Genomic DNA, 13,247 nt, shown 5'->3' with positions numbered 1-13,247 from the left:
CCATTGTCCCGTATGGCGCGTCGCGATCGGACGGGAGTGGTTAGTTAGCCGTACTATCGATGCCATGTCCGAGCTGACCTCCCGGCGGAGGATGCTGGTCCTGGCGATCTGCTGTATGAGTCTGCTGATCGTCAGCCTCGACAACACCATCCTCAATGTGGCGCTTCCCTCCATGGGCCGGGAGCTGGACGCCTCGGTCTCCGGACTCCAGTGGACGATCGACGCCTACACCCTGGTTCTGGCCTCGCTGCTGATGCTGGCGGGCTCGACCGCCGACCGGATCGGCCGCAAGAAGGTCTTCATGGCCGGGCTGGTCCTCTTCACCCTGGGGTCGGCGCTCTGCTCGCTCGCCCCCACCCTGGAGTCCCTGGTCGCCTTCCGCATGATCCAGGCGGTCGGCGGCTCCATGCTCAACCCCGTCGCCATGTCGATCATCACCAATGTCTTCACCGACCCGGCGGAACGGGCCCGCGCCATCGGCGCCTGGGGCGCCGTCGTGGGCATCTCCATGGCCGCCGGGCCGCTCGTCGGCGGCCTCCTGGTGGACACCGTCGGCTGGCGCTCCATCTTCTGGGTCAATCTGCCGGTGGGCATCGCGGCGCTGCTGCTGACCCTGCGGTACGTACCGGAGTCCCGGGCGCCGCACCCCCGGCGGGCCGACCCGGTGGGCCAGCTGCTGATCATGGTGCTGCTCGGCTCGCTGACCTACGCGATCATCGAGCGGAACGCCGTCTTCGGAGGGATCGCCGCCGTCGCCCTGGTGTGCTTCCTGGTGTACGAGCCCCGCCGCCGCGAGCCCCTGATCGAGCTGCGGTTCTTCCGCAGCGCGCCCTTCAGCGGGGCCACCGTGATCGCGGTGTGCGCCTTCGCCTCCCTCGCCGGCTTCCTCTTCCTCAACACCCTCTATCTCCAGGATGTCCGGGGGTACTCGGCGCTCCACGCCGGGCTCTACATGCTCCCGATGGCCGGGCTCACCCTGGTCTGCTCCCCGATCTCGGGGCGGCTGGTCGGCAGCCGGGGCCCACGGCTGCCGCTGCTGATCGCGGGGACGACCATAGGGGCCTGCGGAGTGCTCTTCGCCGCCTTCGAGGCGGAGACCTCCGACACCCTGCTCTTCCTCGGCTATGTGCTCTTCGGTATCGGCTTCGGCCTGGTGAACACCCCCATCACCAATACGGCGGTCTCCGGGATGCCCCGGGCGCAGGCGGGGGTGGCCGCCGCCATCGCCTCCACCAGCCGCCAGATCGGGCAGACCCTGGGCGTCGCGGTGATCGGCACGGTGCTGGCGGCGGGGGTGACCGTCGGCGCCCATGGCCCCGGCTACGCGGCGGCGTTCGTGGAGGCGAGCCGCGCCGCCTGGTGGATCGTCGCGGCGGCGGGCCTGGTGATCCTGGTGGTGGGCGCGGCGACCAGTGGCCGCTGGGCCATGGGCACGGCCCTGCGCTGTGCCGAACAGCTGGAGGGGCCCGAGCCCCGGGGCACCCCGGACCGGGCACGGGCCTGAGCCCGGCCCCCGGACCGACCCGGGGCCACGGGCCTCGGGCCCGGTCCGGGAGCCGGGGTCTCTCAGACCGCTCAGACCACTCAGACCGCTCGAACCTCAGCCGAGCCGGACGGAGGAGATCCGGTCGTTCAGACCCCTCAGCCAGGGCTCCATCGCGCGGAACCACATCGAGTCGCCCGCCCACCAGGTGTGGTCGTAGAGCGACATCGAGGGGCAGTAGGCGGTGGCCTGTGCCGAGCTGGCGATGTCGTTCCAGCCGTACCGGCTCAGATCGGCGAACTCGGGGTACTGGAAGTAGCAGCCAAGGGTGCCGTGGAAGGTGAGCCGGGCCCCCTGGTAGTTGGCGTCGCTGTAGAGGGAGCCCATCTCGGCGCGGACCCCCCGCAGCCGGTTGAGCGCCCGGGTGTGGTCGGCGCGGCTGTCGTAGCAGGTGGCCTCGCCGGTGTCGACGGCGACCAGACAGCTGCGGGGCGGCGCGGGCCGCTCCGCCGTGGCGGCCGCCGCCGGGGCGACGGGCAGCACGGTGGCGGCGAGCAGCACGGCCAGGGCCGTCGCCGTCTTCCGGATGAGCTTCATGGGACTCCTCACGGGGCGGGTCCCGGCCGGGGCCGGAACGCTCAGGGGGACGCACGCGGGTGGACCCACCGCACGACGGCGGCTGTCTCCAGCGTCCTCATGGCGCCCTGTGGTGTCAGGAATCCCCGGGGCAGACGGAGGGGCAGGCGCGGCGGCCCGCCCGTGCCCCCGACGACCCCGCCCCGTCCCGGTCGGTCACGCCGAGTCCTGCCCGGTCCCCGTCGGCCCCGGCCGGTCCCGCCGAGTCCCCGACGGCCCGAGTCCCCCTCGGCCCGGGTCGGTCCCGTTCGGCCCCGTTCGGCCCCGGTCAGGAGGAGCCCTGGCCGGCGGCGGCCATCAGCTCCTGGAAGTCGACGGTGTCCGAGGCCGGCGGGCGCTCCACGGATATCTTGGTGCCGTAGTCGCTGTAGTAGAGCGTGCTGTCGAAGGAGCCGGTCTTCATCTTGCCGCTCTCCACCTTCTTCACCAGCAGATGGTTCTTGTCGACCCAGATGTCGACCTCCTGGGTGGTGATCCCGGCGGAGCTGAGCTGCTTGCGGAACTGCTCCAGCTGGCCCTTGTCCAGATCGCTGTTGGCCGTGGACAGCTCGGCGACATCGACGGTCCCGGAGAAGTGGGTGGTCTCCACTCCCCGAATCTTCTCCTGGCCGACCCTCTTCACATCGCCGGAGGCGAGCAGGGCCTTCACCGACTGCTGCGGGGTGCTGTTCTGGATCTGGTCCTTCAGGACGCTGCCGGCCGCGCCCGCCATCTTCTCCAGATCCTCGTAGGTGTAGCGGATCCAGCTCTTCCCGCCGAGCTGCTGGGCGGCGGCGGCGCCCATGTTCATCACATAGCCGTCCTTGAAGTACCGCGCCTGCACGGGGCCGGTGACCCCGGAGCTCTTCATGGTCCGCGCCATCGTGCCGCCGGTGTAGGTGATCTCCATCTCGCCGGAGACACCGTCGGACCAGCCGAGGACGCCCGACTGCTCCATGGACATCATCTCGCCCATGGTGGTGGTGCCCTCGATCCGTGCCGACTGGGCGTCACCGGTCTTCTGCTGGACCTCGCGCAGGGCGGCGACCGGGTCCAGCTTCAGCAGGGTGCCGCCCTTGCCGCCGTCCCCGCCCGCCGTGTCGTCGGAGCCGCCGCAGGCGGTGACGGTGGCCAGCGCCGCCGCGACGGCGACGGTAACGGACAGCGCGCGAACGACCGTGCGATTCATGATCTGGTGATCCCCTCGTTGTGTGTCTCCACGCTAACCCCGGGCACTGACAACCCACCGCCCGTGCACATGGGACGCCCACGGAATCCTTACGGACAAGGGGTGTTACCGGACCGGCACAGCCCCGGCACAGGGTGGGTACGGGGGAGGTCGCGGGGCGGGTACGGGGGAGGCCGGAGGGCCGGGAGAGGGCGGACGGGCCGGGGGAACGGGCCACGTCATGCGCGCCGTCCGGGCCCGGGAGCGGCCCGGCACAGCGGGACCGGCCCATGGTGGAGTGGGCCCGGAACGGCGCACGCCCGACAGCCGATCCCTGGCACCGGGCACCGCAACGGTCGCATGTCCGGACGGCCCGGTCCGGGCCGTCCGGCCGTCCGCGAGGGCACGATCCGCTGCCCGTCCGTACCCCGGACACGGCAAACACGGGCCGGTGGCGGAGCGGGGCCGAAGAGCCACCGGACACATGATGGTCCCCGGCCGTCCGCTGCGTCAGGATGCGGCGGATGAGGGCCGACCGAAGGTGCGAGATGTGCGGGGCGGGACTGCCGGGCCGGGGCAGCCGGGGCGGGCGTCCGGCCCGATACTGCTCGGGGGTCTGTCGGCAACGCGCCTTCCGCCGCCGGACCGCCGTCGCGGCCGTCTCCGGGGTCACCGGTGTCTCCGGGGTCACGGGGGTCTCCGGAGTCACCGGCATCTCCGGGGAGACCTTCGGCGCGGAATCGTTCCGTCACCGCCGTGACGGAACCCCCCGCACCCGCCCCACGCCCCCGGCGGCCCCCGCGCCCCTGGCCCCCGCCCCCGTACCGGAAGGGGAGACGGAAGCCGCGCGGGCCCTCCCCGGCCGGGAACCGCCGCGCCCCCTGGACTCCTTCGTCGGCCGCCGCCGTGAACTCGCCCGGCTGCGCGCCCTGTTCCGTACCGCCCGGCTGCTGACCCTCACCGGCCCCGGCGGCATCGGCAAGACCCGGCTCGCCCTGGAGTTCGCCGCGTCGACCCGGACCCCGGCCCGGCTCGCCGAACTGGACACGGTGACCGGCCCCGGCGCCCTGGCCCCGGCGGTGGCCGCCGCCTTCACCGCGAACCCGCCCCGCGGATGCCCGGGTCCCGAGCCCGCCCGGTGCGGGGCTTGGCACGGGAGCCGGGCGGCCGACGCCGTCGACGTCGTCGACACGGTCGCCCGGACGGTCGGGGACCGGCGGGTGCTGCTCGTCCTCGACACCTGCGAGCACCTGGCCGGGGAGTGCGCCCGGCTCGTGGCGGAGCTGCTGCGGCGCTGCCCCCGGCTGCGGATCCTCGCCACCAGCCGGGAGGCGCTACGGGTACCGGGCGAGGTGGTGTTCCGCCTCGGCGGTCTCGCCCTCTCCCCCACCGGCCCCGGACAGGAATCGGACGCCGTACGCCTCTTCCGGGAACGGGCGGCCGCGTACGCCCCCGTCCATCCCCTCGTACCCGCCCCCGTACCCGCCCTCGCGGACGGCGTCCCCGGTGCCGACCCGGTCGCCGAGATCTGCCGGCGGCTCGACGGGATGCCCCTCGCCGTCGAACTGGCCGCCCGGCGCAGCGGAGCCCTCGGCCCCGGCGAGATCCTGGCCGGTCTCGACGACGGCCCGGCCCTGCTCTCCGACGGCAGCCGGGCGGGCCCGGCGCGCCACCGCGATCTGTCCGCCGCGATCGACGGGAGCCACCGGCGGCTCGACGCGCGCGAACGGGAGCTGTTCCGGCGGCTGTCGGTGCTGCCGGGCGGTTTCGGGGTCGCGGCGGCCACGGCCCTCGTCCCGGAACGCGGCCGGGCGGAGGTGGTACGGACGCTCTGCGCGCTGGAGGCCAAGTCCCTGATCGCCCGGGTCCCCGGCGAGGACACCGCGACGGCACCCGCCCCCTTCCGGCTGCTCGGTCCGGTCCGGGCGTACGCGCTGGCCCGGCTGGCCTCGGCCGGGGAGGCGCACACCGTACGGGAACGGGCCGCCGAGCGGCTCCTCGGCCTGGCGGACCCCGGCGGCCGGGCGGTCTTCCCGGACGGGACCCCGGGCCCCTGGGACGACGAGTACGAGAACCTCGCCGAGGTGGTCGCCGCCGCCACCGCCGAGGGCCGCCGCCCGCATCTGCGGCTCGTCCTGGAGCTGGCCCGGATCCACTTCCGGCGGGACCGGCCCGCCGCCGCGCTCACCCTGCTGACCGGCGCCGGGGCACTGGAGTCCGGTACGCCCTGGCAGGCGGGGGCGCTGGCGCTCGCCGCGCGGCTCGCCTGCCGGTGGCGGGAGACCCCGGCCGCGCTCCGCCGCGCCGGGCGGGCGGTGGCCGTGGCCCGGACGGACGGCGATCCCGCGCTGCTGGCGAACGCGCTGGACGCCCGCGCGGAGGCACGGCTGCGCGCGGGCGCCCTCACCGGCGCCGTCGCCGATCTGCGGGCGTCCCTCTCCCTGGTGACCGCGCTCGCCCGCCCCGCCGACGAGGCGTGGTGCCGCCACCGGCTGGCCGGGGCACTGCTGCGCACCGGGGCCGCGGCCGAGGCCGACACGCTCCTGGAGCAATGCCTTCCGGTGCTGCGGGCGGAGGGCGCCGGACACCGGGTGCGGCTCGCCCTGCACACCGCCGGTGCGGTACGGCTGGAGCGCGGCGAACCCGGGGCGGCGCGCGAGCTGTTCGCCGAGGCGCTGCGGTCGGCCCCGCAGCGGGAGCCGGACCCGTACGCGGTGGAGCCCCTGGAGGGGCTCGCGGTGATCGCGGCGGAGCAGGGCGCGGTGAAGCGGGCGTTACGGCTCCTCGCCGCGGCGGAGGCGTTACGGGAGCGGCTGGGCGCGGCGCCGGAGGAACCCTGGCGGCGACGGGTCGGCACGGCGGCGGCCCGTGCCGCGTCGGCGCTGCCGCCCCTGGCCCGGGAACGGGCCGGTTCGGGCGGCCGGGGGCTGCGCTGGCCGCAGCTGCGGACGTACGCCCTGGCCGACACCGGGGACGCCGCCGCCCCGGTCTCCGCCCCCGGCGAGGAACGGCTCACCGGCCGTGAGACGGCCATCGCCCTGCTGATCGCCGAGGGGCTGACCAACCGCGAGATTGCCGCCCGTCTCGGTGTCTCCCCGAGCACGGTGGCCACCCATCTCAACCACATCCGCGACAAGCTGAACATCCGCTCCCGTACCCGCATCGCCCTCTGGGTCACCCGCACCCGCCCGACCCCGAGGCCCTGACGCCTGACGTCTGGCCCTGCCCCCTGCCCCCACGGCACCCGGGACCCTCGCGACGAGGCCACCGACCCCGCCGCCCGGCGTACCCGGCGCGGGTGACCCCGACCGCACCCGGCACCCGCGTACCCGCCCACCCGCACCGAACCGGCACGCCTGCACCCATGTGCCCCCGTGCCCCTGTGCCCGGCCGCAGGCCGCCGCGCACCCGGGTGGGGACCGGGGAGCAGCGCCCCCTACCCCCGTACGCCGGGCGGTACGCCGCCCTCCCCCAGGGTTTCGTTTCGTCACGCGGACGCGTCGCCCCGTACCCGACCGGTCATGTGGTTGATCCGCTTCCGGGCCACCGAAGCCACGCTGGCCCTGCGGGGCACCCCGGGGCATCGCGCCCCTCGCAGGCTTCCGGGTGTGCCCCCGTCCAGCCCCCCGCACTGTGGACGAATGAGGAGACCCAGCATGCGTGACGACCACCCCGAGAGCGCGCCGGGCGCGGTACGGGAGCCCCGGCCCGGGTCCCGCAGGTCCTTCATCAGGACCGGCTCGATCACGGTGACCGCCGCCGCCCTGGGCGCGGCCGGGGCATCGGCCCTGGCCGTGCCGTCCGCCGCCGCGGCGCCGATGACCGCGGTCGAGGCGGCCCGGCGCGCCGGACGGCCGATCGCCCTCACCCCCGCCTGCGACGGCCATGAGACACCCGCCGCGATGGAGGGGCCGCTGTTCAAGCCGGAGACCCCGGAGCGGACCGATCTGATCACCCCCGGCATCAAGGGGGTGGAGGTGGTGATGACCGGCACCGTCTACGACGCCGCGTGCCGCCCCCTGCCGGGCACCCTGATCGATTTCTGGCAGTGCGACCAGAACGGCGACTACGACACCGCGGGCTTCTCGCTCCGGGGCCACCAGTACACGACCGCCCGGGGCACCTACCGGCTGCGCACGATCATCCCCCGGGACTACGCGGGCCGCTGGGGCACCCGTGCCCCGCACATCCACACCATGGTGCAGACCCCGGGCGGGCCGGTGCTGATCACCCAGCTGTACTTCCCCGACGACACCCGGGCGTACGGCAGGGACTTCGCCGCCCTGAACGCCGCCGACACGATCATCAACCGGGCCTGCACGATCGCGCTCACCGGGCCCACCGACGGCGTCTACGCGGGCGCCTTCGACTTCGTCATCAAGACCACCGCCCCGTGACCGGCCACAGCGACCGTACCGGTGGTACCGGCAGTACCGACCATACGGAGAGGAAGAGGGAACCCGTGAAGACGACGACCGACCCCCGGCGTTCGGCGGGGCGGCGACGCCCGGTGCTGATCGCGGTGCTGACGGCGACGGCGATAGCCACCGGCGGGGTGATCGCCGCGGACCTCGGTCCGAACGGCGCCGCCACCCCCCTGAACACCGCGGCCGCCGCCGCCCCGCTCGCCCTCAAGGGCCCCTGGCGGGCCAGTGCCGTCCCCTTCGCCCATGGCGATCTGACCGCCGTGGCCGGCCTCGACTCCCGCAGGGTGTGGGCGATCGGGCACCGGCTGTCCGGTCTCTCCACGGGTGAGCCCGTCGCCCTGCGCTGGAACGGCACCTCCTGGACGGAGGAGTCGAGACTGCCGGCCGGGAACTGGCCGCAGTCCCTGGCGGTACGGGCCGAGGACGACATCTGGGCCGTCGGTGCCGGTACGGCGCACTGGAACGGCACCACCTGGACCAATCGTGCCCTCGCCGCCGATCCGGCCGGGCGGGTGGTGCCGGACGCCGTCGCCACCGCGCCGGACGGCGCGGCCTGGGTGGTGGGCCGTGCCGGAGTGGGCGGGGTCAAGAACAGCGGGCCCGCGATCCAGCGGTGGAACGGCACCGCCTGGGAGCGGCACGCCCTGCCGGCCACCGGCCCCGGCGAGCTGACGGCCCTGGCCGTGGTCGCGGCGGACGACATCTGGGCGGTGGGTTCCTCGTACGCCACCGCCGACGGCACCCAGTCCTCGCTGGTCCTGCACTGGGACGGGACGTCCTGGAAGCGGGTGGCGACCCCGGTGGCGGCGGGTGAGCACCGCTGGTTCGGCGGCGTCACCGTCACCCCGTCCGGTGAGGTCTGGGCGGTGGGCGGCGCGGTGGCCACCGATGGCACCGAGCGCCCGTACACCGCCCGCTGGAACGGACGGGTCTGGACGGAGCCGAGCACACCGAGGGTGGCCGACGGGCGGCTGCGGGCCGTGGTGCGGACGGCGGACGGCGCCCTCTGGGCGGGCGGCGGCAAGGCGTCCGCCCCGGTGCTGCTGCGCTGGGACGGCGCCGACCGCCGCTGGGAGCGGGCCGCCGCCCCGGATCTGGTCATCCGGTCGATCGCCGGGGTGCCGGGGAGCCGGAGCCTGTGGACGGTGGGCATCGCCACCACCGGCGACATGGTCCCGGTGGCGGCCCGGCTGCCGCGCTGAGCCCTCGCCCGGCCCGTGCCGGAGGGGTCGTCCTGCGGCACGTTCCGGAGGGGTCGGCGGCGCCGTTCCGGTCGTACGCGATTGTGAAGAACGACGGACCCCGGACCGATCATCGGTCCGGGGTCCGTGCTGTTCTCGCCGTTCGGGGCCGAAAGCGGCGCCCCGGGGGCTCAGCCTCGGGCGCCAAGGGGCTCCGCGAGGGGCTCAGCCCTGGGCGTCGGAGCTGTCCGTGCCGCCCTGGGCGGTGGTGTCCGCGTCGGTCGCGCTGTCGGCGGGGGCCGGGTTCCCGGCCCGCTCGCGCATCTTGCGCACCAGCTCGGCCTTGTGGTCGGCGGCGGTCCTGAGGTCGGCCTCGCGGGCCTGCCCCAGACCCTGCTGATCGCTCCGGGACAGCTTCTTGCGCTGTCCGCCGACGCCGAGCAGGTTGTTACGGCTCTTGGCCACGGTGTTCTCCCATCGTGGTGAGGAATGACTGGTGGTTCGTCAGATGAGGGCGGACGGCCGCCGCTCTCTCACTCGTAGATCTGGAAGAACGAAGACATGCCCTGGAGCGTACGCCACCGGGCGCACGCGCCGCACCAGAGTATCCCCGGGCGACCCGGCCACCGGCCCTCCGGCACCCGGCCGCCGCCCCCGCGCGACGGGCCGCCGGGGCGGGGCAGCGGAACGCCGAGGGGCCGGCCGGGCACATCGCCCGGCCGGCCCCTCGGCAGCACGTCATGGCGCGGCGGACCGCGTCACGGTCACCGCGTCACGGTCCTCAGCAGCCGAGCAGCCGCGAACCGAGGTACGCCTGGATCTGGTCCAGGGAGACCCGCTCCTGCTTCATCGTGTCGCGCTCGCGCACCGTCACCGCGTTGTCGTCGAGGGTGTCGAAGTCGACCGTGACACAGAACGGCGTACCGATCTCGTCCTGACGGCGGTAGCGGCGGCCGATGGCGCCGGCGTCGTCGAACTCGATGTTCCAGTGCTGGCGCAGATCGGCCGCGAGACCCTTGGCCTTCGGCGAGAGCTGCGGGTTGCGGGAGAGCGGCAGCACCGCGACCTTGACCGGCGCGAGGCGCGGGTCGAGACGCATCACGGTGCGCTTCTCCATGACGCCCTTGGCGTTCGGCGCCTCGTCCTCGTTGTACGCGTCGAGGAGGAAGGCCAGCATCGTGCGGCCGACACCGGCGGCGGGCTCGATGACATACGGCGTCCAGCGCTCCCCGGCCTCCTGGTCGAAGTACGACAGGTCGTGGCCGGACGCCTTGGAGTGCGCGGTGAGGTCGTAGTCGGTGCGGTTGGCGACACCCTCCAGCTCGCCCCACTCATTGCCGCCGAACTGGAAGCGGTACTCGATGTCGGCGGTCCGCTTCGAGTAGTGGGAGAGCTTCTCCTTGGGGTGGTCGTACCAGCGCATGTTCTCTTCGCGCATGCCAAGGCCGGTGTACCAGTTCCAGCGCTGGTCCATCCAGTACTGCTGCCAGTGCTCGTCCTCGCCCGGCTTGACGAAGAACTCCATCTCCATCTGCTCGAACTCGCGGGTGCGGAAGATGAAGTTGCCGGGCGTGATCTCGTTACGGAACGACTTGCCCATCTGCGCGATGCCGAACGGCGGCTTCTTGCGGGAAGTGTTCTGCACCTGGCTGAAGTTGGTGAAGATGCCCTGGGCGGTCTCGGGGCGCAGATAGGCGATCGAGCCGGAGTCCGCGGTCGGGCCGAGGTGGGTGGAGAGCAGACCCGAGAACTGCTTCGGGTCGGTGAAGGTGCCCTTGTTGCCGCAGTTGGGGCAGTTGAGGTCGGCCAGGCCGTTCTCGGGGGTGCGGCCGCTGTGCTTCTCCTCGTACGCCTCGATCAGGTGGTCGGCGCGGAAGCGCTTGTGACACGAGGTGCACTCGGTGAGCGGGTCGGAGAAGGTCGCGACATGGCCGGAGGCCTCCCAGACCTCGCTGGCCAGGATCACCGACGAGTCCAGTCCGACGACGTCCTCACGCGAGGTGACCATGTAGCGCCACCACTGACGCTTGATGTTCTCCTTCAGCTCCACGCCCAGCGGCCCGTAGTCCCAGGCGGCACGCTGACCGCCGTAGATCTCACTGCACGGGTAGACGAAGCCACGGCGCTTGCTGAGGCTGACGATGGTCTCGATCTTGTCGGCGGCCACGGTGCTCTCTTCATTGATGACGACGACGAACGGCGATTGATTCAGGTTACCGGCGCGCGTACCCCTCGGACCAAATCGATTGCCGGGGCAAAGGAGAGCGTTTGCCCTGCTGACGCACGAGTCGTACCCGGGCGGAGCCGGATGATCGGCCGGCGACTCCTCTCGCCCGGGGTCCCGCACCCCCGCTTGTTGACAATCGTTTCCATTTTTGTTGAAAATGACAGTCATGAACGCGCGACGTCACATACGCACCACCGCCATCGCCGGGGCCCTGGCCCTCGGCCTGGCGGCGCTCTCCGCCTGCTCCCTCACCGACGGCGGCGACGGCCGGGAGGGCGGAAGGCTGAAGGTGACGGCGTCCTTCTATCCCATGACCTTCCTCGCCGAGCGCATCGGCGGCGACGCGGTGACGGTCTCCACCCTGACGAAGCCGGGTGTCGAGCCGCACGATCTCGACCTCACCCCGCGCCAGACCGCCGAGCTGGGCGAATCCGGGTACATCCTCTACCTCAAGGGCATCCAGCCCGCCGTGGACAAGGCCATCGAGCAGTCCGGCGTGGACCACCGCACGGACGCGGCCACCCTGACGAAGGGGCTGCCGAAGGCCGGCGAGGAGACCCAGGACCACGAGCCCGGGGACACGCACGGCCACGAGGAGTCATCCGGTCACGAGGAGTCGCACGACCACGGCGACGGCCACGGCGACGGTCATGACCACGGCGACGAGCACGGCGACACGGGCCACGACGACGGCCACGGCCACAAGGACACCGGCGACAAGACCGAGAAGACCGAGCAGCCCGAGCAGGACACCGGCGCGGGCGACGACGGCCACGACGGGCACGGCCACGACCACGCCGGCGGCACCGACCCGCACAGCTGGCTCGACCCGGTCCAGTACGCCGACATGGCCGAGGGCGTCGGCCGGGCCCTCGCCAAGGCCGACCCGGAGAACGCCGCCACCTACCGCAAGAACGCGGACACCCTGGTCTCCGAGCTGACCAAGCTGGACACCGCCTTCCGGGACGGCCTGCGCACCACCGACACCAAGACCTTCATCACCACCCATGCCGCCTTCGGCCATCTCGCCGGGCGCTACGGCCTGATCCAGGAGGGCATCTCCGGCATCAGCCCCGAGGCCGAGCCCAGCCCCGCCCGGATCAAGGAGCTGCGCACCGTCGCGAAGGAGGACGGGGTGACCACCGTCTTCTTCGAGACCCTCGCCAGCGACCGCGCGGCGAAGACCCTCGCCTCCGAGGCCGGTCTGGACACCGCCGTGCTCGACCCGCTCGAAGGGATCACCGACGCCTCCCCGGGCTCGGACTACCTGGAGGTCATGAAGGCCAATCTGGCCGCCCTCCAGAAGGCCCTGGGGGCGAAGTGAGCCCCCTCGGCCCACCGACCGCCCGCCAGAGATCGGAGACCACCGTGGCGCCCCCCTCGCACGACCCCGTCATAGCCCTGCGGGGCGCCCGCGCCTCGCTCGGCTCCCGCCCGGTGCTGCGCGGTGTCGATCTGACCGTGGCCCCCGGCGAGGTGGTGGCCCTCCTCGGCGCCAACGGCTCCGGCAAGTCAACCGCCGTACGGTCGGTCATCGGCCAGGTCCCCCTGACCGAGGGCGAGGTCTCGCTCTTCGGCACCCCGCTGCGCCGCTTCCGCCAGTGGCACCGGGTGGGGTACGTGCCCCAGCGCACCACCGCCGCCAGCGGGGTGCCCGCCACCATCCGCGAGGTCGTCACCTCCGGCCGGCTCTCCCGGGCCCGCTTCGGGCTGCTCTCCAGGGCCGACCGGGCCGCCGTGGACCGGGCGATCGAGCTGGTGGGCCTCGCCGACCGGGCCCAGGACCCCGTGGAGGCGCTCTCCGGCGGCCAGCACCAGCGGGTGCTGATCGCCCGTGCGCTCGCCGCCGGACCCGAGCTGCTGATCATGGACGAGCCGATGGCCGGTGTGGACCTCGCCAGCCAGGAGGTGCTCGCCGAGACCCTGCGCGGCCAGGTGGCCGCCGGGACCAGTGTGCTGCTCGTCCTGCACGAGCTGGGCGCGCTGGAGCCGCTGATCGACCGGGCCGTGGTGCTCCGCGACGGCTGTGTGGTCCACGACGGACCCCCGCCCGAGGCGGTGGGCCAGCACGCCCTCCCCGGCCATGACCACGTACATCCGCACGCGGCCCATGAGCCGCTCCGCACAGGACTGCTGACCTGATCGC

10 protein-coding genes are annotated in these 13,247 nt (G+C 73.5%); 6 read left to right on the top strand and 4 right to left on the bottom strand.

Annotated elements, in window-relative coordinates; translation table 11 throughout:
* Positions 1–64: 64 nt before the first annotated feature.
* Positions 65–1,504 carry an MFS transporter gene (locus ABT354_RS04735; RefSeq protein ID WP_351488984.1) on the top strand — a complete coding sequence of 480 codons (1,440 nt, stop codon included), beginning with the start codon at positions 65–67 and terminating at the stop codon, positions 1,502–1,504.
* A gap of 96 nt (positions 1,505–1,600) precedes the next feature.
* Here ABT354_RS04735 and ABT354_RS04730 read toward each other — a convergent pair whose 3' ends face one another.
* Together ABT354_RS04730 and ABT354_RS04725 are read right to left on the bottom strand one after the other, a co-directional pair.
* Positions 1,601–2,080: a hypothetical protein gene (locus ABT354_RS04730; protein WP_351488982.1), complete on the bottom strand. Its 480-nt coding sequence runs from the start codon at positions 2,078–2,080 to the stop codon at positions 1,601–1,603.
* A 307-nt stretch (positions 2,081–2,387) separates the two neighbouring features.
* On the bottom strand, positions 2,388–3,287 hold the full coding sequence (locus ABT354_RS04725; RefSeq protein WP_351488979.1) for an SCO4651 family lipoprotein: 900 nt from the start codon (positions 3,285–3,287) through the stop codon (positions 2,388–2,390).
* A gap of 503 nt (positions 3,288–3,790) precedes the next feature.
* Here ABT354_RS04725 and ABT354_RS04720 point away from each other — a divergent pair.
* The 3 genes from ABT354_RS04720 to ABT354_RS04710 all read left to right on the top strand — a co-directional run bounded on the left by ABT354_RS04720 (position 3,791) and on the right by ABT354_RS04710 (position 8,895).
* Positions 3,791–6,472, top strand: a complete 2,682-nt coding sequence (locus tag ABT354_RS04720) for an ATP-binding protein (protein ID WP_351488976.1) — start codon at positions 3,791–3,793, stop codon at positions 6,470–6,472.
* Positions 6,473–6,922: 450 nt separating this feature from the next.
* Positions 6,923–7,663, top strand: coding sequence for a dioxygenase family protein (locus ABT354_RS04715; protein WP_351488973.1), 741 nt, complete (start codon positions 6,923–6,925; stop codon positions 7,661–7,663).
* A gap of 65 nt (positions 7,664–7,728) precedes the next feature.
* Positions 7,729–8,895: a hypothetical protein gene (locus tag ABT354_RS04710; RefSeq protein ID WP_351488971.1), complete on the top strand. Its 1,167-nt coding sequence runs from the start codon at positions 7,729–7,731 to the stop codon at positions 8,893–8,895.
* 204 nt (positions 8,896–9,099) lie between these two features.
* Here the strand turns inward: ABT354_RS04710 and ABT354_RS04705 are convergent, their stop codons facing one another.
* Both ABT354_RS04705 and ABT354_RS04700 read right to left on the bottom strand, forming a co-directional pair.
* The gene (locus ABT354_RS04705) at positions 9,100–9,339 is read right to left on the bottom strand and encodes a DUF6243 family protein (protein ID WP_351488968.1); all 240 of its coding nucleotides are present in this window, start codon (positions 9,337–9,339) and stop codon (positions 9,100–9,102) included.
* A 316-nt stretch (positions 9,340–9,655) separates the two neighbouring features.
* Complete coding sequence (locus tag ABT354_RS04700) at positions 9,656–11,041, bottom strand: glycine--tRNA ligase (RefSeq protein ID WP_351488965.1); 1,386 nt, start codon at positions 11,039–11,041, stop codon at positions 9,656–9,658.
* A 226-nt stretch (positions 11,042–11,267) separates the two neighbouring features.
* Here ABT354_RS04700 and ABT354_RS04695 point away from each other — a divergent pair, with 226 nt between their 5' ends.
* Both ABT354_RS04695 and ABT354_RS04690 read left to right on the top strand, forming a co-directional pair.
* Positions 11,268–12,425: a metal ABC transporter substrate-binding protein gene (locus tag ABT354_RS04695; RefSeq protein ID WP_351488962.1), complete on the top strand. Its 1,158-nt coding sequence runs from the start codon at positions 11,268–11,270 to the stop codon at positions 12,423–12,425.
* Between the two features lie 44 nt (positions 12,426–12,469).
* Positions 12,470–13,243 (top strand): metal ABC transporter ATP-binding protein, encoded by a 774-nt coding sequence (locus tag ABT354_RS04690; RefSeq protein WP_351488959.1) that lies wholly within the window; start codon positions 12,470–12,472, stop codon positions 13,241–13,243.
* Positions 13,244–13,247 lie beyond the last annotated feature (4 nt).

The sequence above is a fragment of the Streptomyces sp. NPDC000594 genome (assembly GCF_040299965.1).
Taxonomy (GTDB): domain Bacteria; phylum Actinomycetota; class Actinomycetes; order Streptomycetales; family Streptomycetaceae; genus Streptomyces.
Note: the sequence above shows the minus strand (reverse complement) of the source record. Positions and strands in the feature narration are given on the sequence as shown.

Coding starts and splice junctions, on each gene's coding strand:
- ABT354_RS04735 (WP_351488984.1), top strand. CDS start 65: ATGTCCGAGCTGACCTCCCGGCGGAGGATGCTGGTCCTGGCGATCTGC.
- ABT354_RS04730 (WP_351488982.1), bottom strand. CDS start 2,080: ATGAAGCTCATCCGGAAGACGGCGACGGCCCTGGCCGTGCTGCTCGCC.
- ABT354_RS04725 (WP_351488979.1), bottom strand. CDS start 3,287: ATGAATCGCACGGTCGTTCGCGCGCTGTCCGTTACCGTCGCCGTCGCG.
- ABT354_RS04720 (WP_351488976.1), top strand. CDS start 3,791: ATGAGGGCCGACCGAAGGTGCGAGATGTGCGGGGCGGGACTGCCGGGC.
- ABT354_RS04715 (WP_351488973.1), top strand. CDS start 6,923: ATGCGTGACGACCACCCCGAGAGCGCGCCGGGCGCGGTACGGGAGCCC.
- ABT354_RS04695 (WP_351488962.1), top strand. CDS start 11,268: ATGAACGCGCGACGTCACATACGCACCACCGCCATCGCCGGGGCCCTG.